The following is a 20,058-nucleotide window of genomic DNA, read 5'->3' as shown; positions in this document are numbered from 1 at the left end:
GGATGAACAACAAATGAATCCAGCATGAAAGCAACCTGCTCACCGCACTAACGTTTTGTTCATCTGGCTGAAAGCCGCGTGTTAGGTACGTCCCCCAAGACTGCGCCCATTCGAAATGGGAGGTTTACGGCATGCTCGGGCTGGTCAGGACTGCATTGCTAAAGCCGTACACGTTTATCGTGTTGGCGATTTTCATCTGTATTGTCGGGCCGATGGCGGCCCTTAAAACGCCCACCGATGTGTTTCCGGACATCGGCATTCCGGTGGTCGCGGTGGTCTGGCAATACGCCGGGCTGTCGCCGGACGCCATGGCCGGTCGGGTGATCTACACCTACGAGCGCTCGCTGAGCACCACGGTCAACGACATCGAACACATCGAGTCGCAGTCGCTGCCCGGCATGGGCATCGTCAAGATTTTCTTCCAGCCGGGAGTGGATATCCGCACCGCCAACGCCCAGGTCACGGCGGTCTCACAGACCGTGCTCAAGCAAATGCCGGCGGGCATCACCCCGCCGCTGATCCTCAACTACAGCGCCTCGACCGTGCCGATCCTGCAGATGGCCTTTTCCAGCCCGACGCTGTCGGAAGCGAAGATTCGCGATCTGGTGCAGAACAGCGTCCGGCTGCCGCTGAGTGCGGTGCCGGGGCTGGCGATGCCGACGCCCATGGGCGGCAAGCAGCGGCAGATCACCCTGGACCTCGATCCCCAGGCGCTGGCCGCCAAAGGCCTGTCGGCGCAAGACGTCGGCAACGCACTGGCCGCCGGTAACCAGATCATCCCGGTGGGCACGGCGAAGATGGGCGGCGACGAATACACCGTGCTGCTCAACAACAGCCCCAAGGCCATCGACGAACTCAATGACCTGCCGATCAAGACCGTCGACGGCGCGCTGATCACCATCGGCCAAGTGGCCCACGTGCGCGACGGTTCGCCGCCGCAGACCAACATCGTGCGCGTTGACGGCCGTCGCGCCGTGCTGATGCCGGCGCTGAAGAACGGCAACATCTCGACCCTGTCCATCGTCGACAACATCCGCAACATGCTGCCGCTGATCAACGAGACGCTGCCGCCAGCGCTGAAAACCTCGCTGCTGGGCGACGCCTCCGTGTTCGTCAAAGCGTCGGTGGGGAGTGTGGCCCGGGAAGGCATCATCGCCGCCTTGCTGACCAGCGTGATGATCCTGCTATTCCTCGGCAGTTGGCGCTCGACGCTGATCATCGCCGCGTCGATTCCCCTGGCCGTGCTCTCGGCCATCGCCCTGCTTTCCGTGACCGGACAAACCCTGAACGTGATGACCCTCGGCGGCTTGGCGCTGGCCGTGGGGATCCTGGTGGACGACGCAACGGTGACCATCGAGAACATCAACTGGCACCTGGAACAGGGCAAGGCGGTGAAGGACGCGATCATGGACGGCGCGCGGCAGATCGTCGGCCCCGCCTTCGTCTCGCTGCTGTGCATCTGCATCGTCTTCGTGCCGATGTTCATGCTGCAAGGGATCGCCGGTTATTTGTTCCGGCCCATGGCGCTGGCGGTGATCTTCGCCATGGCCAGCTCGTTCCTGCTGTCGCGCACGCTGGTGCCGACCCTGGCGATGTTTCTGCTCAAACCCCACGTGCTGGAGACCGGCGCCGGGCATCACCCGGAAGACCCGTTCATCAATCACCACGAAGGCGATCAGCATGGCCGACAACGCAACCTGGTCCTGCGCGGCGCATTGATGTTTCAGCAGGGTTTCGAGGCACGTTTCTCAGCGATTCGCGACACCTACCACGGCCTGCTGGGCCTGGCGCTGAAGCGGCGCAAGTCATTCCTCATCGGCTTTCTCGCCTGCGTGCTCGCCAGTTTTGCGCTGCTGCCGAGCCTGGGCGAAGACTTCTTCCCGGCCACCGACGCCGGCGCGCTGTCGATGCACGTGCGCCTGCCGCTGGGCACGCGGATCGAGGAAAGCGCGGCGGCGTTCGACCGCATCGAGCAGCGCATCCGCGAGATCATCCCGGCGGATGAGCTGGACACGGTGATCGACAACATCGGCATCCCCCTGAGCGGCATCGACATGGCCTACAGCAGCAGCGGCACCATCGGACCGCAGGATGGCGATATTCAAGTCACCCTCAAGGCCGACCACGCGCCGACCGCCGATTACGTCAAGCGCCTGCGCGAAGCCTTGCCGCAAAGCTTCCCCGGCAGCCAATTCGCCTTCATGCCCGCCGACATCAGCAGCCAGATCCTCAACTTCGGCGCACCCGCGCCGCTGGACCTGAAAATCTCCGGCCCCAACGGCGACGCCAACCGCGCCTACGCACTGGAACTGCAGCGGCGCTTGCAGCATGTGTCGGGCATCGCCGACCTGCGCATTCAGCAATCCACTGGTTACCCGTCGTTGCAGGTGAACGTTGATCGGCTGCGGGCCAAGCAACTGGGGATCACCGAAAAAGACGTGACCACCAGCCTCGGCGCTTCCTTGGCCGGGACCTCCCAAGTGGCGCCGACGTACTGGCTGAACCCGAAAAACGGCGTCTCGTATTCGGTGGTCGCGGCGACACCGCAATACCGTCTCGATAGCCTGCCGAGCCTCGAAGCCCTGCCGATTACCGGCAGTAACGGACAGTCGCAGATCCTCGGCGGCCTGGCGACGATCAGCCGCGTCGACAGCCCGGCGGTGGTCACCCACTACAACATTCAGCCGACCCTGGACCTGTTCGCGAACGTGCAGGGCCGCGACCTAGGCGGCGTGGCGGCGGACATCCAGAAGGTCATCGACGGCACCGCGCACCTGCGGCCCAAAGGCGCGACGGTCAGCCTGCACGGCCAGATCGACGCGTTGCATGAAGCATTCAGCGGTTTGAGCCTGGGCCTGCTCGGCGCCGTGGTGCTGATCTATTTGCTGATCGTGGTCAACTTCCAATCGTGGATCGATCCGTTCGTGATCATCACCGCCCTCCCCGCCGCGCTGGCCGGCATCGTCTGGATGCTGTTTATCAGCGGCACATCGTTGTCGGTCCCAGCGCTGACGGGCGCGATCCTGTGCATGGGCGTGGCCACCGCCAACTCGATTCTGGTGGTGAGTTTCTGCCGCGAGCGCCTCGCCGAACACGGCGATGCCCTGCTCGCCGCGATGGAGGCTGGCTACACGCGCTTCCGCCCGGTGTGCATGACCGCGCTGGCGATGATCATCGGCATGCTGCCGCTGGCGATCTCCCAGGAACAGAACGCGCCGCTCGGCCGTGCGGTGATCGGCGGCCTGATCCTCGCCACCACTGCGACCCTGCTGTTCGTGCCGGTGGTGTTCAGCCTCGTCCACCGCCACTCAACACCCTTGCCTGCGAATGCCCTTGATGGAGAAACACCCCATGTCGTCTGAACACGCCCCTTCGCGCAAACGCCTGATGTTGCTCGGCATTGGCGGCCTGACCCTGGCGGCGCTGCTGGTCGCCAATGGCCTGGCCGCACGCACCCGCGAGGCACACGCCGTCGACGCCTGGACCGAGCGGCAATCGGTGCCCGTTGTCAGCGTTGTCGTGCCGACCCAAAGCGCCCAAGGCAACACCTTGCGCCTGCCCGCGCGCCTCGAGGCCTGGAGCAATGCGGCGATCAACGCGCGGGTCAGCGGTTACCTGAAAGACTGGGACGCCGACATCGGCAGCCATGTGCAGGCCGGTCAGGTACTGGCCCACATAGACAGCCCCGAGCTCGACCAGCAACTGGCTCAGGCGCGGGCGCGTCTGGCCCAGCAACACGCCAACGCACGCATCGCACAGACCACGGCGGCACGCTGGCAGCATCTACTGACCACCCATTCAGTGTCGCAACAGGAAGTGGATGAAAAAGTTGCCACCGCCACGGCTGCCAACGCCGATGTGCAGGCGGCAGAGGCTGACTATCAACGGATCGTGGCGCTGGAGGAATACAAGACCATTCGCGCGCCATTCAGTGGCACTGTCACCGCGCGCAACACTGACATCGGTCAGTTGATCAAGGCCGATGACGGCGGCGCGCGCCCGCTGTTCAGCCTCGCAGACACCCATCGCCTGCGGCTGTATGTGCCGATCCCGCAGAACTACGCCAGCGTGGTCCGCCCCGGCATGCGGGTGCAACTGAGCGTGCCCGAGCATCCGGGGCAGACCTACACCGCCACGTTGCTCGGGGATTCCACGGCGGTGGATCCGCGCTCCGGCACCCTGCTGGCCCAGTTCATCGCCGACAACCCGGACGGCGCGCTGATGCCCGGCGACTACGCCGACGCCACGCTGCCGGTAAACAGCGCCAGCGGCGGGCTGAGCATTCCGGCCAGCGCGCTGATCTTCCGCGCCAAAGGCACCCAGGTTGCCACCCTCGATGGCGCCGGCCATGTGCACCTGCGCGACATCCACATCGCGATGGATCTGGGGGACCGGCTGATCATCGATCAAGGCCTCAAACCGGCCGATCACGTCATCGATAACCCGCCCGATGCGCTGCGGGAGAACGATGCCGTGCAACTGGCGGACGCCGGAGGTGACCATGCGCACAAGGTTTGAACTGCTGGCGCTGGCCATTGCCGTGACGCTGCAGGGCTGTTCGCTCGCACCGGTTTATCGGGCGCCGGCGGTTCATCTGCCCGCGCATTTCGCCGAGGACGCCGGTCCCTGGCACCCGGCGCAGCCTGCCGATACGGTGCAAGCCCAGTGGTGGAAAGCGTTCGAGGACGCGCAACTGAATGACCTGCAACAACGGCTGCTCAATGCCAACCCGGACCTGACCGCTGCGCTGGCTCACTACGACGCCGCGCTCGCGTATGCCAGTCAGCTGCACGCGGGGCTGATGCCTCAGGTCAACGCCAGCCTGAGCCCGGTTCGTCAGCGGCAGTCGGATCGTCGGCCACTGCGCAGCGGCACGCAGCCCTCGATCTACAACAGTGACACCGCCGGGTTCAGCCTGAATTTCGATCCGGACCTGTGGGGCAAGATCCGCAACCAGGTGGCGGCCGGCGACGCCCAGGCCCAAGCCTCGGCGGACGATCTGGCGGTCGCGCGGCTGAGCCTGCAGCGCCAGTTGGCGACGCTGTATGTGCAGGTGCGCGGGCTGGACGCGCAGAGCCGCATCCTGCAGACCTCGCTGGACGATTACACCCAGGCCCTGCAACTGACCCGCGATCGCTACGAGGGCAAGATCGCGTCGGCACTGGACCTGACCCGTGCGCAAAGCCAGCTCGCCGAAGCCCGGGCGCAGCTCGATGACGTCAACGCCCAGCGCGACCTCGGCGAACACGCCATCGCCGAACTGGTGGGCGCGATGCCCGGAGACGTTAATCTGGCCCAGAACGCGCAACCGCTGAAACTGCCCGGCATCCCCCACGCCTTGCCCGGCAGCCTGTTGCAACAACGCCCCGACGTCGCCGCCGCAGAGCGTCGCGTGTTCGCCGCCAACGCCAACATCGGCGTGGCGAAAGCGGCGTGGTACCCGGACTTCAGCCTGACCGGCCTGCTCGGCGGGCAAACCCAGGGCAGCGGCAATCTGCTGGCGGCAGCCAATCGTTACTGGGCGCTGGGGCCGCTGGTCAACCTGCCGATTTTCGACGGCGGCCGCCGCAGCGCCAACGAGCGGCAAGCCAAGGCCGAATTCGAAGAAGCCGCCGCGCAGTACCACAGCCAGGTGCTCAAGGCGGTGCGCGAGGTGGAAGACAATCTGGGTCAGTTGCGCGATCTGCAGCGTGAATCCGAGGACCAGCACGCCGCCGTCGACGCCGCACAAAACGCCGAACAGATGGCGATCAGCAGCTACCAGGCCGGGGCCGCGAGTTACCTGGATGTAGTGACCGCGCAAACTGCGGCGCTTCAGGCACAACGGCGGTTGCAGGTGGTTGAGACCAATAGGTTGCAGGCCAGTGTCGGGCTCATGGCGGCGTTGGGTGGGGGGTGGAAAAACGGGTGAGCTTAGCGCTCTATGAGAGTGACCGGGATGGCGCTCCACCTTATTTCGGCCAGTTCGTTGGACCTGTGGGAGTGAGCTTGCTCACGAAGAGGCCAGTACATTCAGCCATTTTCTCTGGTACCTGAAAGTAAGTCTTCGCGAGCAAGCTCGACTCCCACGGGATGGTGGTTCGCCTCGGAATCTCAGGTTGCTGCAGGACTTGTGGGAGTGAGCTTGCTCACGAAGAGGCCGGGTCATTCAGCCACTTTCTCTGGTGACTGAAAGTAAGTCTTCGCGAGCAAGCTCGCTCCTACCAAATAGTGGGCTGACTCGAAATCTCCGGTTGCTGCAAAACTTGTGGGAGTGACCGGGGTGGCGCTCCACCTTGCTCAGGAAGGGGCCGGGGCATTCAATCACTTTCTCTGGCGGCTGAAAGTGAGCTTTCGCGAGCAAGCTCGACTACCACATGACGGTGGGCTGACTCGAAATCTCCGGTTGCTATAAAACTTGTGGGAGTGAGCTTGCTCACGAAGGGGCCGGGGCATTCAACCACTTTCTCTGGCGGCTGAAAGTAAGTCTTCGCGAGCAAGCTCGACTCCCACGGGATGGTGGTTCGCCTCGAAATTTCGGCCAGTTCGGGGGACCTGTGGGAGTGAGCTTGCTCACGAAGGGGCCGGGGCATTCAACCACTTTCTCTGGCGGCTGAAAGTAAGCCTTCGCGAGCAAGCTCGACATCCACGGGATGGTGGCCTGCCTCGATATTTCGGCCAGTTCGGGGGACTTGTGGGAGTGAGCTTGCTCACGAAGGGGCCGGGGCATTCAGCCACTTCCTCTGCGGCTGAAAGTGAGCCTTCGCGAGCAAGCTCGACTCCCACGGGATGGTGGTTCGGCTCGACATTTCGGTAAGTTCGGGGGACTTGTGTGAGTGAGCTTGCTCACGAAGAGGCCAGTACATTCAGCCACCTTCTCGGGTGGCTGAAAGTAAGCCTTCGCGAGCAAGCTCGACTCCCACGGGATGGTGATTCGGCTCAGGATTTTCGGTTGTTGCAGGACCTGTGGGAGTGAGCTTGCTCACGAAGGGGCCGGGACAGTCAGCCACTTTCTCTTCCGGCTGAAAGTGAGCCTTCGCGAGCAAGCTCGACTCCCACGGGATGGTGGTGCGCCTCGGAATCTCAGGTTGCTGCAAAACTTGTGGGAGTGAGCTTGCTCACGAAGGGGCCGGGGCATTCAGCCACGTTCTCTGCCGGCTGAAAGTGAGCCTTCGCGAGCAAGCTCGACTCCCACGGGATGGTGGTTCGGCTCGATATTTCGGCCAGTTCGTTGGACCTGTGGGAGTGACCGGGGTGGCGGCCCACCTTGTTCACGAAGACTCATTGATGGGCAATGACTCAGGCAGATCATTGTTGATTCCTAATAAAAGCTTAAGAAACTCACTCCCGGACTCTCCGAACTCCACCCCTGAACCTGGCAATCCAATGGAGTCCCATAGTGGATAATCTCCGACCCGGCTGACTAACCCGGCCCGGAGAGGATTGGCCACGATATAGCGGGCGAAGTGAATCAGATCATCCTCATGGCGTGCGGCTGCATCGTGATATCCAGGCTGCCACAGTCGCCCCTGATGGCCGGTGACCCTGTTCACTGCAATGGCGGTCTTCGACTTGACTCGCTGAACAATGCCCGCAAGCGAGCCATGATGAAGCTTCACTAACCAGTGAAAATGGTCAGGCATCACAACCCACGCCAGCGTTTTTGCAAATCCGCACTCGTGCACCTCTCTCATTTCCTTTACGAGCAGCCGACCCACCCGCCAATCACTAAAATCATCTCTCATACGGTCAAGCCGGGAGGTAACCAGATAGATCCTCCCCATTTCGGAATACCGCCCTATGCGCAAGCTGCGCGAACGCGCTTTCGTGACCATGCTGACTACCTCGACTGTGGATGCACAAACCACGGTAGCCGCTTCATGAGCCATGCCTTTGAGGGTGTATTTCACGCTATGTCCTGTTCATCCAACGCGGATGCACCCGGCCGCGCAAACAACGCCTCCACAAGGGAGGCGTTGGGTCTTACAAGTCGAGGGCTATGAAGCACGCACCTCAGGCAAGATCAAAGCGGTCCAGCTCCATCACTTTGGTCCACGCGGCGACGAAGTCCTGGATGAACCTCTCTTCCCCGTCAGCACTGGCGTAGACCTCCGCCACGGCCCGCAATTGAGCGTGTGAACTGAACACCAGGTCGACCCGGGTGCCGGTCCATTTGACGGCGCCGGTGCTGCGGTCGCGGGCTTCGAACAGCTGGTCGCCGCCCGACACCCCTTTCCACTCGACCCCCATGTCCAACAGGTTCTTGAAGAAGTCGTTGCTCAGCGTGCCCGGCCTTTCGGTCAGGACGCCGTGCTGGCTGTGCCCGGCGTTGATATCCAGAACGCGCAATCCGCCGATCAGAACGGTCATCTGCGGTGCCGTCAGGTTCAGCAACTGCGCCTTGTCGACCAGCAGCTTCTCTGCCGAGACGCGGTAGTGTCCTTTCAGGTAATTGCGGAAACCGTCGGCAATGGGTTCAAGGAAGCCGAACGACTCGACGTCGGTCTGCTCCTGGGAAGCATCCATACGGCCTGGGGTGAACGGCACAGTGACCTGATGACCGGCATTTTTCGCCGCCTGCTCGATACCCGCGCTGCCGCCGAGAACGATCAAATCAGCCAGCGAAATCTGCTTGCCGCCGGACTGGGCGCCGTTGAATTCGTCGCGAACACGCTCCAGGGTTTGCAGCACGCCCGCCAGATTGGCCGGTTGGTTGACCGCCCAGTCTTTCTGCGGGGCCAGACGCAGACGACCGCCGTTGGCGCCGCCGCGTTTGTCGGAACCACGGAAGGTGGACGCCGCCGCCCAGGCCGTGCCGACCAGCTGCGAGACCGACAGCCCGGACGCCAGGATTTTTTCCTTCAGCGCAGCTACATCATTGGCGTCCACCAGCGGGTGGTTGACCTCGGGAATCGGGTCCTGCCACAGCAGCTCTTCCCCTGGCATTTCCGGGCCGAGGTAACGGGCGAGCGGGCCCATGTCCCGGTGGGTCAACTTGAACCAGGCGCGGGCGAAGGCATCGGCCAATTGGTCAGGGTTTTCCAGGAAGCGTCGGGAGACCTGCTCGTAGGCAGGGTCCACGCGCAGCGCCAGATCGGACGTCAGCATGCGCGGTTCCTGGCGTTTGGCAGGATCGAAGGCATGGGGGATTTTGCCCGCGCCCTCGCCATTCTTCGGTCTCCACTGATGGGCGCCGGCCGGGCTCTTGGTCAGCTCCCACTCGAAGCCGAACAGGTTTTCCAGGTACTCGTTGCTCCACTGGGTTGGGGTGGAGGTCCAGGTCACTTCAAGCCCGCTGGTGATGGCATCGCCGGCCTTGCCGGAGCCATAGGTGCTGCGCCAGCCCAGCCCTTGTGCTTCAAGGCCTGCAGCTTCCGGTTCAGGGCCGACGTTGTCAGCGGGCCCGGCACCGTGGGTCTTGCCGAAGGCGTGGCCGCCAGCGATCAGGGCGACGGTTTCCTCGTCGTTCATGGCCATGCGACCGAAGGTCTCGCGGATGTCCCGCGCCGAGGCCGCCGGATCAGGCACGCCTTCCGGCCCCTCAGGGTTTACATAGATCAATCCCATCTGCACGGCGGCCAATGGGTTTTCGAGATTGCGCTCGCCGTTGGCGGTGCGGGTCTGTTCTTCGCTGTGGTGCTCCGGCTCCGCAACCAGCGTGCCCTCGCCCGGCTGCTGCATGTCCTTATGAGCGCCGTAACGGTCTTCACCGCCCAGCCAAGTGGTTTCAGCGCCCCAGTAAACAGCTTCGTCCGGTTCCCAGACATCGGCACGCCCACCGGAAAAACCGAAGGTCTTGAAGCCCATGGATTCCAGCGCGACGTTGCCGGTGAGCACGATCAGGTCGGCCCAGGAAATCTTGCTGCCGTACTTTTGCTTCACTGGCCAGATCAGGCGGCGAGCCTTGTCGAGGTTGACGTTGTCCGGCCAGCTGTTGAGCGGTGCGAAGCGCTGCTGCCCGGCCCCTGCGCCGCCACGGCCGTCAGCGGTGCGGTAGGTCCCGGCGCTGTGCCAGGCCATGCGAATGAACAGCGGACCGTAGTGACCGAAGTCGGCCGGCCACCACTCCTGGGATTGAGTCATCACTTCCAGCAGGTCGCGTTTGACCGCTGCGAAATCGAGGCTCTTGAATTCTTTGGCGTAGTCGAAGCCCTCGCCCATCGGGTCAGTCAATGGCGAGTGCTGGTGCAGGATCTTGAGGTTCAGCTGGTTCGGCCACCAGTCACGGTTTGTGGTTCCGCCTCCGGCTGCGTGGTTGATCGGGCATTTCGATTCAGTCGACATGGTCTACTCACCTTCTTGTTTACTTTTTACTTTTTCGGCCATCAGCGAGACAGCCCAGGCTAGCACTCGCACAAGACTAGACGAATCAGGCCAGCCGTCTAATAGGCAAATGTTTGGGCGACGATAGAGTGGTTCTGTTGGCGGAGTATTTAACGGAGGTGCTTGTATTTTCTGGCGCTTGAGCTCAACTCTAACAACAGCATCAAGTGCAGAGCCGGCGTCGACCGGCGTCTTGATCACCGTGGCAATCTCCAGGAGATTCAGGCATGGCCACCACCGCTTCACTGGCCCCGTTGTTCCGGCAATCAGTGGGCTTTGATCGCTTCAACGATTTTTTTGAATCTGCCTTGCACAGCGAAATAAACGCCAGCGGCCCCCCTCACAACGTCGAACGATACGGCACCGATCATTACCGAATCGTGATCGCCACGGCAGGGCTTGCCGCCGCTGACCTTGACCTGACCCTGGAAAGAAATGTGCTCACCGTTTGCGGGGCTGAAGCCCAGACCGATGGCGGCGTGACGTACCTGCATCAGGGCATCGCCCATGGGCCGTTCCGGCTGGTCTTCCATCTGGCCGATCACATTGAGGTACAGGGCGCGACCTTCAAGAATGGTTTGCTGATCGTCTTCCTGCTGCGGGTCGAACCCCAAGGGGCCAAGGCCCGCCGGATCAGCATTCACAGCCCCGGCGACGATCCCGACCGGCCGCACATCAGCCGGCCCTGATCAACGGCGAGAAACGCGCGCCTGAAGCCGGATCAGGCCTCGGTCGGATCAGGCCTCGGTCGGCGGGAAATCAAACAGCACTTGAGGTGCGTCGATGAGCAACGAGCGCATCAATGGCGCGGAGCAGCCCAGCGCCTGCAGCTGCTCGACCACAGAGCCATAGCTGACCCTGTTTTCATGCTGGGTATGGGGCCAATCACTGCCCCAGACCAGCCGCTGCTGACCGAAAGCGTCGACCAGCAACGACAGCGCGGCACGGGCGAAATCGAGGTTCTCTTGCGCGCTGCCCTCCAGCCGGTAAATGCCCGAGACTTTCATCCACAGCTGCCCGCTCCGGCCCAGCTCCAGCATCTGGGGAAAGCCCGGTTGATCGAGGCCCAGGCGGGCGTCGGGCCGACCAAAGTGATCAATCACGATCTTCATGCCGAACGGCATCAGCCCGGCCAGCAGCGCAGGCATATCGGCGACGTGGCGGTGCACTTCTACATGCCAGTCGAGCACGGCGATGTGCCCGAAGAACACCTGCCACTGCGGTTCGGAAAAGTCCGGCAGCGCCTTGGCCATCAGGTTCAGACGCACGCCAACGACGCCCAGTCGATCCATCTCGTCCAACGCGGCACGGCTGATGTCGCGGTCGACCACCACCACGCCACGCAGTTGATCCGGCGCCTGTTGAAGGGCGTCGAGCAAGTAACGGTTATCGGTCCCGAGGAAACTCGGTTGCACCAGCACGCCATGGCTCAGGCCGTGCTGGTGAAGTTGATCCCGGTACATCGCCAGCGTGGCGTCGTAGTCGGGTGAATAGCGTCGTGCCGATGTCAGGTCCAGCTCCCTGCTGAAGACGTGTGCGTGGCCGTCGATGCCAAGGATCGACGGGGGGGAGACGGAAAAGAGGTCGGACATGGATCTCATCTATCAAAAGGTGCGCGACGCAAAACGCGTCGCGCAGAAGGAAAATCAGGCGCGGGCGGTTTCGCTGCGTGTGTCTGCGACGGCGCCGGCAGTAGGGCTGGCTTCCAGGCTGCGACCGCGGGTTTCCGGCAGGCACAATGCGGCAATCACGGCGACGCCATAGGCGATCCCGGCGTCGATGCCAATGGCGGAACCCAGCGACATCGATTCGCTCATGTGGCCCACCAGGAACGGGAAGACCGAGGACAGCACACGGCCGAAGTTGTAGCAAAAGCCCACCCCTGCCCCGCGCACGTCAGCCGGATACAGTTCGTTGAACAGCGCGCCGAGGCTGGCCGGAATGCCGGCGGCGAAGAAGCCCAGCGGGAAACCGAGGAACAGCATTTGTGTGTTGGTCAGCGGCAGGAACACGTAGCACTGCACGGTGATGACACAGCACAGGGCGAACAGCACGATGTTCAGTCGGCGGCCGATGCGGTCGATGAGAAAGCCGCTGGCAATGCAGCCGCACCAGAAGGCCACGATGATGACTGCCAGGTAACCGCCGGAGTTGAGCACCGACAGATTGCGTTCGGTTTTCAGGAACGTCGGCAGCCAGGTCATCACCGCGTGATAACCGCCGTGGGCGCCGAGGCCGAGCAAGCCGCCGAGCAGCGTCACGCGGATCAGTTCCGGGCGGAAGATGCCGGCCAGGGATTTGAAGAAGCTCTGCGGGATGGCGTTGTCTTTTTGCAGGCGCTGAAAGCTGTCCGGCTCCTCGACGTTGCGGCGCACCCAGATGATCAGCAGCGACGGCAGCAGGCCGACCAGAAACATCACCCGCCAGGCCATGTCCTGGGGCACGAAGGAATAGATCAAGGTAAACACGCCGACGGCCAGGCCCCAGCCCACCGCCCACGCGCTCTGCACGGTGCCCATGACCTTGCCACGGTATTTCGGGTTGATGGTTTCGGCCATCAACACCGCGCCTGCGGCCCACTCGCCACCGATGCCGAAACCCTGCAGCCCCTTGACGATCAGCAGCGAGCTGAAGCCGGTGACGAACGCCGACAGAAAGGTGAAAAACGAGAACCAGAGGATCATCCACTGCAGCGTGCGCACCCGGCCGTAGCGGTCGGACAGCGTGCCACCGACCCAGCCGCCGAGGGCCGAGGTGATCAGCGTCACGCCACTGATCAGGCCGGCGTCACCCTTGGTCAACGCGAAGGCGGCGATCAGCGCCGGAATCGCCAGGCCGAACATCTGAACTTCCAGGGCGTCCAGCGACCATCCGCCGAAGCAGGCCCAGAACGTTTTGCGCTCCCGAGGAGTGACGTGGCGATACCAGTTGAACATGGTTTTTGTCCTTATAAGTGTGAAGCAGCAGGTGCTGTAGAGCCCGTTCTGAGTGACGGGCTTGGGTGCAGAGTTCGGGTTTCTCAGCGGCGCGTCAGCGGATGTCGACGCTGTAGCGGAAGTGGCTGGCATGGCCGCGCGAACGGCGCCATTCCAGCGGTTGTCCGGCGTAGTTGCGCGCCAGACGCTCGATCACCACTACCGGGCTGTTGACCGGCACCTGCAGCAAGCGGGCGTGGGTGTCGTTGATGGCTTCGGCGGTCAGGGTTTCTTCGGCGTAGGCCACGACCTGGCCGCATTGCTCTTCGTAGATCGGATAGAGCAGCGGGCCCTGGCGGCTGAGGTCAATTTCCAGCAGGGTCTGAAACTGCACCTGGGGCAACCAGATTTCTTCGGCGAGCACGGGCTGGGCGTCGAGCAGACGCAGGCGGATCAGGCGAATCACCGGCGCGTCCAGCGACAGACCGAGGGCGTGAGAAACGGCCGAGGGCGCGGTGACGGCTTCGATGGAGAGGATGCGGCTTTCAGGCACCTGGCGTTCGCCGGAGACGCTTTGAAAGCGGAAGAAGCGGAACAGCGAGGACTGGAACTGCGGCCGGCGAATGAAGGTGCCGCGGCCCTGTTGGCGTTCGAGGATGTTCTCGTTGACCAGCATGTCGATGGCTTTGCGCACGGTGCCGGTGGACAGGCAGTACTCGCTGGACAGCGCGGCTTCGGTGGGAATGGCTTCGCCCGGGCGCCAGCGGTTGTTGGCGATCTGTTCGGCGAGCTGGTCTCGCAGGCGTTGGTAGAGCGGCAAGCGGACATCGCTGGAAAGTCGGTTCATGGAGGCGCTTCGCTGTTGTAGTTATGTAGTCATCTATATGAATCCGCGTTGAGTATTGTCCCGTTACAAATAGGCGTCAAGGGTGGGGATGGGGGTTGGCGGATGAATGGCGTTTGGGCGTTTGGGCGTTTGGGCGTTTGGGGTTTGGGGGTTTGGGGGTTTGGGGGTTTGAGGTTTCACGTTTCTCAGGGGAATGCGGAAACGGCAGAGCGTGTGTCTGCCGTCAGGTTGCGGGGAGCGCGGAGGGTGTCAGGTCGGGATCAGGTCGGGGAGATTGTGGCGAGCGCGCCGATCATGAGGGTCAGGGCGAGAAAGCCGAACAGGAAGATGGCGAGCTTGGCCATGGGGTTCTCCTACGCAAGTATGAAGTACTAGAGGTTTCAGGCCGGATGATGGGGACCGGTCGGGCTTGATCGGTCTGCCGGGAGTGAAGTGATCTTGGGGGCTGCGGCTGTTTCAGTACAGATTCAGGTAAGGCTTATAAATACGGATCAGATGGGTGGTGTCAGATGGCTAGATCAAGAGCATCTGCCTAACGGCAGACGTTTCGCCTTCGGCGAGTTACTTGGAAAAGCACCCCAAGTAACCAAGGGTGCTTGCTCCTGGTTGGGTTCCTCCTTCGTCGGAATACCCTCACTCCGACGACGCTCCGTGGGCCCGCGCCGAACGGACATCCATGTCCTGACGGCGCTCTCGCGGCATCCATGCCGCTCGGCCCACTCCGCGTCGTCTGCGTTCGGCCTGCACCCAAGTCGCGTTCTGCGGTGCTTGAGCTTTTTGCGTACGAAGATCAAAAGCTTCCCGGCTGAAGCCGGTCCTACTAAACACCGCGTGCTGTTAGTGGGACCGGCTTCAGCCGGGAAGAGGCCGGCATGAGCGTCACAAGATGTCCGATCGTTCCCAGGCTCCGCGTGGGAATCCATCCCGTGACGCTCCGCGTCACCTTGCGGCTGACATGACACCCCACCAATCGCGCTGCTACGCTCCCTGCCCTCTCTCCACTTAGGCGCCAACCATGCCCACCATCCGCCCCATGACCCCGGACGATTACGACGCCATCACCCAACTCATGCGCGACACGCCGGGTATTTCCTTGCGTGACGCGGACTCGCGCGAGTCCACCGAGCGGTATCTGCTGCGCAACCCCGGACTAAGTTTTGTGGCGGAGGACGGTTCACTCATCTGCGGGTGTGTGATGTCGGGCCATGATGGCCGGCGCGGGTATCTGCAGCATTTGCTGGTGCTGCCTGAGTATCGGCGGCAGGGAATCGGGCAGGCGCTGGTCGAGCGGTGTCTGGTCAGTCTGGAGGCGGAAGGCATTCACAAATGCCATATCGACGTGCTCAAGACCAACCCGGCCGCAGCGACCTATTGGGCGAACCAGGGCTGGCAGTTGCGGGTTGATATCCACCGTTTTTCCTTCACCCGTCCGGGCAATGAAAACGCCTGACACTCAGCTAGGCCCTGATCAGACCTGACTGACAGGCGCAGCGGGTTGGCGTCTGGCGTAAACCATCAGGCCGCTGAGGAGGATAAGTCCGATGCCAAACAGCGAGGCGGTGGCCGGGAAGTTGCCGAACAGCAGAACCCCGTAAGCCACCGCGAAGATGATTTGCAGGTAACCCAACGGTGCGAGCACGGAGGAGGACGCGTAACGATAGGACTTGGCCATCAAAAAATGCGCGCACAGCCCCAGACCGCCCAGCACCAGCAGCAACCCCATCTGCAACCAGTCAGGTTCGGCCCAGTAGAACGGCACGATGGCGCTGAGGATCAGGGTGCAGAACACGCCAACGTAGAAGCTGCACACCGACGGGCTGTCGGTCTCCCCCGCCAGTTGCGTGAGCAGTTGATACAGCGCGAAGAACAGCGCGGTCGCGAGGGGAAACAGCATCCACAGCGAGAAGGCGTCGCTCGCCGGGTTGATGATCACCAGCACGCCGATGAAGCCCAGCACCACCGACAGCCACTGCCAGCGATCCGCCTTGATGCCGAAGATCAGCGGCGACAGGATCGTTACAAAAGCAGGGGCAAGGAAGACCAGCGCCGTGGATTCGGCGATGGGGACGTGGGTCAGGCCGAACAGGAAAGACAGGCTGTCGGCGAGCAACACCACCGCGCGCAGCAGGTGCAGCCAGGGCCGTCGGGTGTGGAAGACGTTTGCGCCGCCGTTGCGCAGCAGCACGGTGGTCACCAGCGTCGAGTGAACCAGGTAGCGGGCCCAGGCGACGAAGATCACCGGCAGGGAATAGATCAGCGTCTTGGAAATCGCATCATGACTGGCGAACGTCAGCGCCACGCCCGCCATCAACCACATGCCGATGACTTGCCGGTGCGCGCCGTGATGGGGGGTCATTGGAAAACCTGCCACAGAAAATGATGCGCAGGAGTTAACCACAGAACTCGGCCCAGGCGCCCGCGCAGCTTGCCCAAGCGGCGCGGGCACTTTATCGCGGGCAATAAAAAACCCGCCTGAGCGGGTTCTTTTCTATCAACACCATTCCAACATCCTGTCAGTAGCCGTCCCGGCAAATGGTGGATCATCCATGACCTGCGAAGCACATCCAGCGCCTCGGTTGATGGATCCAAGGTTGCGCTTGTGGCGCTTCGCTGTACAGGGCGACATTGCCCGGCGTCGTGTAAGCCTTTCGCCATACCGCATGTGCGGCGGCCCTCTGACGCTCTGCATTAAGGGCATCTGCGCAAGCCTCGCGACAAAGGCATGGCGGAGGCATAATGTGCGCCACACGAATACGCCCGCCGACCTGAGCTGCGGTGCCCACCCACGCCTCAGTCGGTTTCAAACCAGCCCGGCCCTGCCGCGCAACGGGAAGCGATATGCCCATTCTTGTTCAGACGTCCTGCTCTCTACTCCCCGGCTCACGGTCGTCGCAGTCATGATCGAAGTCACCGAAGTCTCCATCGCGCAGTTGCGCTCAGCCCTTGAAGCGGGCCAGACCACCGCCGTCGAACTGGTCCAGGCGTACCTCGCCAGAATCGACGCCTATGACGGCACCGACACCGCCACCGCGCTCAACGCCGTGGTCGTGCGCAATCCCCAGGCCCTCGACGAAGCGCAAGCTTCCGATGACCGTCGCGCGCGAGGCGAAACCCTCGGCCCCCTCGACGGCATTCCCTACACCGCCAAAGACAGCTATCTGGTCAACGGACTCACGGCGGCATCGGGCAGCCCGGCGTTTGCCGAACTGGTCGCTCACCGTGATGCGTTCACCATCGAGCGGTTGCGTGGGGCCGGTGCGATCTGTCTGGGCAAGACCAACATGCCGCCGATGGCCAATGGCGGCATGCAGCGCGGCGTGTATGGCCGCGCTGAAAGCCCTTACAACGAGGATTTCCTGACGGCGCCGTTTGCGTCCGGGTCATCCAACGGCGCCGGCACTGCAACGGCCGCGAGTTTCGCGGCGTTCGGGCTGGCCGAAGAAACCTGGTCGAGCGGCCGTGGCCCTGCGTCGAACAACGGCCTGTGCGCCTACACGCCGTCACGCGGGGTGATTTCGGTGCGCGGCAACTGGCCGCTGACGCCGACCATGGACGTGGTCGTGCCCTTCGCGCGGACCATGGCCGACCTGCTCGAAGTGCTGGACGTGGTGGTCGCCGAAGACGCCGACACCCGCGGCGACCTGTGGCGGTTGCAGCCGTGGGTGCCGATTCCCTCGGTCGACTCGGTGCGCCCGGCGTCCTACGCCGACCTCGCCGCCAGCCCGCAGACTCTGGCCGGCAAACGCTTCGGTGTGCCGCGCATGTACATCAACGCCGACCCTGAAGCCGGTACCTCCGAAGCACCCGGCATTGGCGGCCCCACCGGCCAGCGCATCATCACCCGCGCCTCGGTGATCGACCTGTGGGAACAAGCGCGCCAGGCACTCGAAGCCCAGGGCGCCGAAGTCATCGAAGTGGATTTCCCGCTGGTCTCCAACTGCGAGGGCGATCGTCCCGGCGCGCCGACGGTGTACAACCGCGGTATCGTTTCCAAGGAATTTTTGCACCACGAATTGTGGGACCTCACCGCCTGGGCGTTCGATGACTTTCTACAAGCCAACGGCGACCCGAAACTGAACCGCCTGGCCGACGTCAACGGACCGCTGATTTTCCCCCACGACCCCGGCACTCTGCCCAACCGCGAGGGCGATCTCGCTGCCGGCATGGACGAGTACGTGAAGATGGCCCAACGCGGCATCACGCCGTGGGACCAGATCGACACCTTGCCGGACGGCCTGCGCGGGCTGGAACATACCCGCCGCATTGACCTCGAAGACTGGATGCAGCGGCTCGGGCTGGATGCCGTGCTGTTCCCGACCGTGGCCGACGTAGCCCCGGCCGATGCCGATTTCAACCCTGCCTCGGCGGACATCGCCTGGAGCAACGGCGTCTGGGTCGCCAACGGCAACCTCGCGATCCGTCACCTGGGCGTGCCCACCGTTACGGTGCCGATGGGCGTGATGGCCGACATTGGCATGCCCGTGGGCCTGACCTTCGCCGGCCGCGCATACGACGATTCCGCCCTGCTGCGCTTCGCTTCGGCGTTCGAATCCATCGGCAGCAAGCGCCAGATTCCGCCGCGCACGCCGCCGTTGTCTTCTGCTCGATAAACAGTGTTAAAGGGTCGGGGCCGGCGCGTCTCGACTCCTCCCGCTAAAACTGACCCTCAGGAGAAGTGTTCAATGAGCAAGGCACCTTACGTCCCGCCTACCGTGTGGAAACACGAAGCGCCCTCCGGCGGCCAGTTCGCCAGCATCAACCGCCCGACGGCCGGACCGACCCACGAGAAAGTCCTGCCGGTCGGCAAGCACCCCTTGCAGCTGTATTCGCTGGCCACGCCCAATGGCGTCAAAGTGACGATTCTGCTTGAGGAGCTGCTTGCCCTTGGCCACAGCGGCGCCGAGTACGACGCCTGGCTGATCCGTATCAACGAGGGCGATCAGTTCGGCAGCGGCTTCGTCGACATCAACCCCAACTCGAAAATCCCCGCACTGCTGGATCGCAGCGTCGAACCCAACCTTCGCGTGTTCGAGTCCGGTTCGATCCTGCTGTATCTGGCGGAGAAGTTTGGCGAGTTGCTGCCCAAGGATCTGGCGGGCCGCACCGAAACCCTGAACTGGCTGTTCTGGCAGATGGGCGCTGCGCCGTATCTGGGTGGGGGCTTCGGGCACTTTTATGTGTACGCGCCGGAGAAGTTTGAGTACGCGATCGACCGCTTCACCATGGAAGCCAAGCGTCAGTTGGACGTGCTGAATCGGCGCCTCAGCGAAAGCGCTTATCTGGCCGGCGACAGCTACACCATCGCCGACATCGCCGTGTGGTCGTGGTACGGACAAGTGGTGCGCAACACCGTATACGGCGCCGCCGAATTCCTCGCCGCCCACGAATACACCCACGTGCAGCGCTGGGCCGAAACCATTGCGCAACGGCCGGCAGTGATTCGCGGCATGCGCGTCAACCGGACCTGGGGCGACGAAGCCACTCAAGTGCCGGAACGGCATGATGCGTCGGACTTGGATTGAGGCAATTCCCGGCGGTCAGTGAGGCTCTCCAGTCTCACTGACACATCGCAGATCCCCTGTGGGACCGGCTTCAGCCGGGAAGGCGTCGGTCGTCACGCCGCAAAATTGTTGGTGCTCACACCGGCCTCTTCCCGGCTAAAGCCAGTCCTACGAGAACACCGCATCCATCCAGTTGCACCGCGTGGTCTAAATGTAGGACCGGCTTCAGCCGGGAAAGCGTCGGTCGTCACACCGCAAAATTGTTGGTTGTCACACCGGCCTCTTCCCGGCTAAAGCCAGTCCTACGATGACACCGCATCCATCCAGTTGCACCGCGTGGTCTAAATGTAGGACCGGCTTCAGCCGGGAAAGCGTCGCTTGTCATACCGCAAATTAATGGTGCTCACACCGGCCTCTTCCCGGCTAAAGCCAGTCCCACGAGAACACCGCATTCGTCCAGCTGCACCGCGTGTTCTAAATGTAGGACCGGCTT

General features: G+C 62.9%; 12 protein-coding genes and 1 pseudogene. 7 read left to right on the top strand and 6 right to left on the bottom strand.

Annotated elements, in window-relative coordinates; all coding sequences use genetic code 11:
• Positions 1–131: 131 nt before the first annotated feature.
• The 3 genes from AC07RO_RS12280 to AC07RO_RS12270 are packed head-to-tail and all read left to right on the top strand — an operon-like array spanning position 132 to position 5,911.
• Entirely contained in the window at positions 132–3,362 is a 3,231-nt protein-coding gene (locus tag AC07RO_RS12280; RefSeq protein WP_495086158.1) for an efflux RND transporter permease subunit, read from the top strand.
• Positions 3,352–4,518, top strand: coding sequence for an efflux RND transporter periplasmic adaptor subunit (locus tag AC07RO_RS12275; RefSeq protein ID WP_495086157.1), 1,167 nt, complete (start codon positions 3,352–3,354; stop codon positions 4,516–4,518). Before AC07RO_RS12280 ends, AC07RO_RS12275 begins: the two co-directional genes overlap by 11 nt.
• Positions 4,502–5,911, top strand: a complete 1,410-nt coding sequence (locus AC07RO_RS12270; RefSeq protein ID WP_495086156.1) for an efflux transporter outer membrane subunit — start codon at positions 4,502–4,504, stop codon at positions 5,909–5,911. Before AC07RO_RS12275 ends, AC07RO_RS12270 begins: the two co-directional genes overlap by 17 nt.
• Before the next feature lie 1,447 nt (positions 5,912–7,358).
• On the opposite strand, the pseudogene AC07RO_RS12265 reads toward AC07RO_RS12270, so the two are convergent.
• Together AC07RO_RS12265 and katG are read right to left on the bottom strand one after the other, a co-directional pair.
• A pseudogene (locus tag AC07RO_RS12265) lies at positions 7,359–7,814 on the bottom strand (REP-associated tyrosine transposase); the annotation flags it as partial.
• Between the two features lie 178 nt (positions 7,815–7,992).
• Positions 7,993–10,263, bottom strand: coding sequence for a catalase/peroxidase HPI (gene katG / locus AC07RO_RS12260; protein WP_495086155.1), 2,271 nt, complete (start codon positions 10,261–10,263; stop codon positions 7,993–7,995).
• Between the two features lie 266 nt (positions 10,264–10,529).
• Between katG and AC07RO_RS12255 the strand changes: the two genes are divergently transcribed.
• On the top strand, positions 10,530–10,991 hold the full coding sequence (locus AC07RO_RS12255; RefSeq protein WP_282372645.1) for an Hsp20 family protein: 462 nt from the start codon (positions 10,530–10,532) through the stop codon (positions 10,989–10,991).
• Positions 10,992–11,039: 48 nt separating this feature from the next.
• Here AC07RO_RS12255 and AC07RO_RS12250 read toward each other — a convergent pair whose 3' ends face one another.
• From AC07RO_RS12250 to AC07RO_RS12240, 3 genes are read right to left on the bottom strand one after another with little or no spacing between them, the layout of a single operon-like run.
• A complete protein-coding gene (locus AC07RO_RS12250) occupies positions 11,040–11,894 on the bottom strand; it encodes an amidohydrolase family protein (protein WP_495086154.1) in 855 nt (284 codons plus the stop codon).
• 54 nt (positions 11,895–11,948) lie between these two features.
• The gene (locus AC07RO_RS12245) at positions 11,949–13,370 is read right to left on the bottom strand and encodes an MFS transporter (RefSeq protein WP_495086153.1); all 1,422 of its coding nucleotides are present in this window, start codon (positions 13,368–13,370) and stop codon (positions 11,949–11,951) included.
• Entirely contained in the window at positions 13,333–14,064 is a 732-nt protein-coding gene (locus AC07RO_RS12240; RefSeq protein WP_495086152.1) for a GntR family transcriptional regulator, read from the bottom strand. Before AC07RO_RS12240 ends, AC07RO_RS12245 begins: the two co-directional genes overlap by 38 nt.
• A gap of 1,015 nt (positions 14,065–15,079) precedes the next feature.
• On the opposite strand from AC07RO_RS12240, the gene AC07RO_RS12235 reads away from it, so the two are divergent.
• Positions 15,080–15,514, top strand: coding sequence for a GNAT family N-acetyltransferase (locus AC07RO_RS12235; protein WP_495086151.1), 435 nt, complete (start codon positions 15,080–15,082; stop codon positions 15,512–15,514).
• A gap of 18 nt (positions 15,515–15,532) precedes the next feature.
• Here the strand turns inward: AC07RO_RS12235 and AC07RO_RS12230 are convergent, their stop codons facing one another.
• Positions 15,533–16,420, bottom strand: a complete 888-nt coding sequence (locus AC07RO_RS12230) for a DMT family transporter (protein ID WP_495086150.1) — start codon at positions 16,418–16,420, stop codon at positions 15,533–15,535.
• Positions 16,421–16,961: 541 nt separating this feature from the next.
• On the opposite strand from AC07RO_RS12230, the gene AC07RO_RS12225 reads away from it, so the two are divergent.
• Both AC07RO_RS12225 and yghU read left to right on the top strand, forming a co-directional pair.
• Positions 16,962–18,674: an amidase gene (locus tag AC07RO_RS12225; protein WP_495086149.1), complete on the top strand. Its 1,713-nt coding sequence runs from the start codon at positions 16,962–16,964 to the stop codon at positions 18,672–18,674.
• A gap of 72 nt (positions 18,675–18,746) precedes the next feature.
• Positions 18,747–19,586 carry a glutathione-dependent disulfide-bond oxidoreductase gene (gene yghU, locus AC07RO_RS12220; protein ID WP_346627850.1) on the top strand — a complete coding sequence of 280 codons (840 nt, stop codon included), beginning with the start codon at positions 18,747–18,749 and terminating at the stop codon, positions 19,584–19,586.
• Positions 19,587–20,058 lie beyond the last annotated feature (472 nt).

The organism is Pseudomonas sp. GW821-FHT07F05, from assembly GCF_059418765.1.
The sequence above is the reverse complement of the archived record's forward strand: the minus strand, read 5'-3'. Positions and strand labels throughout refer to the sequence as shown.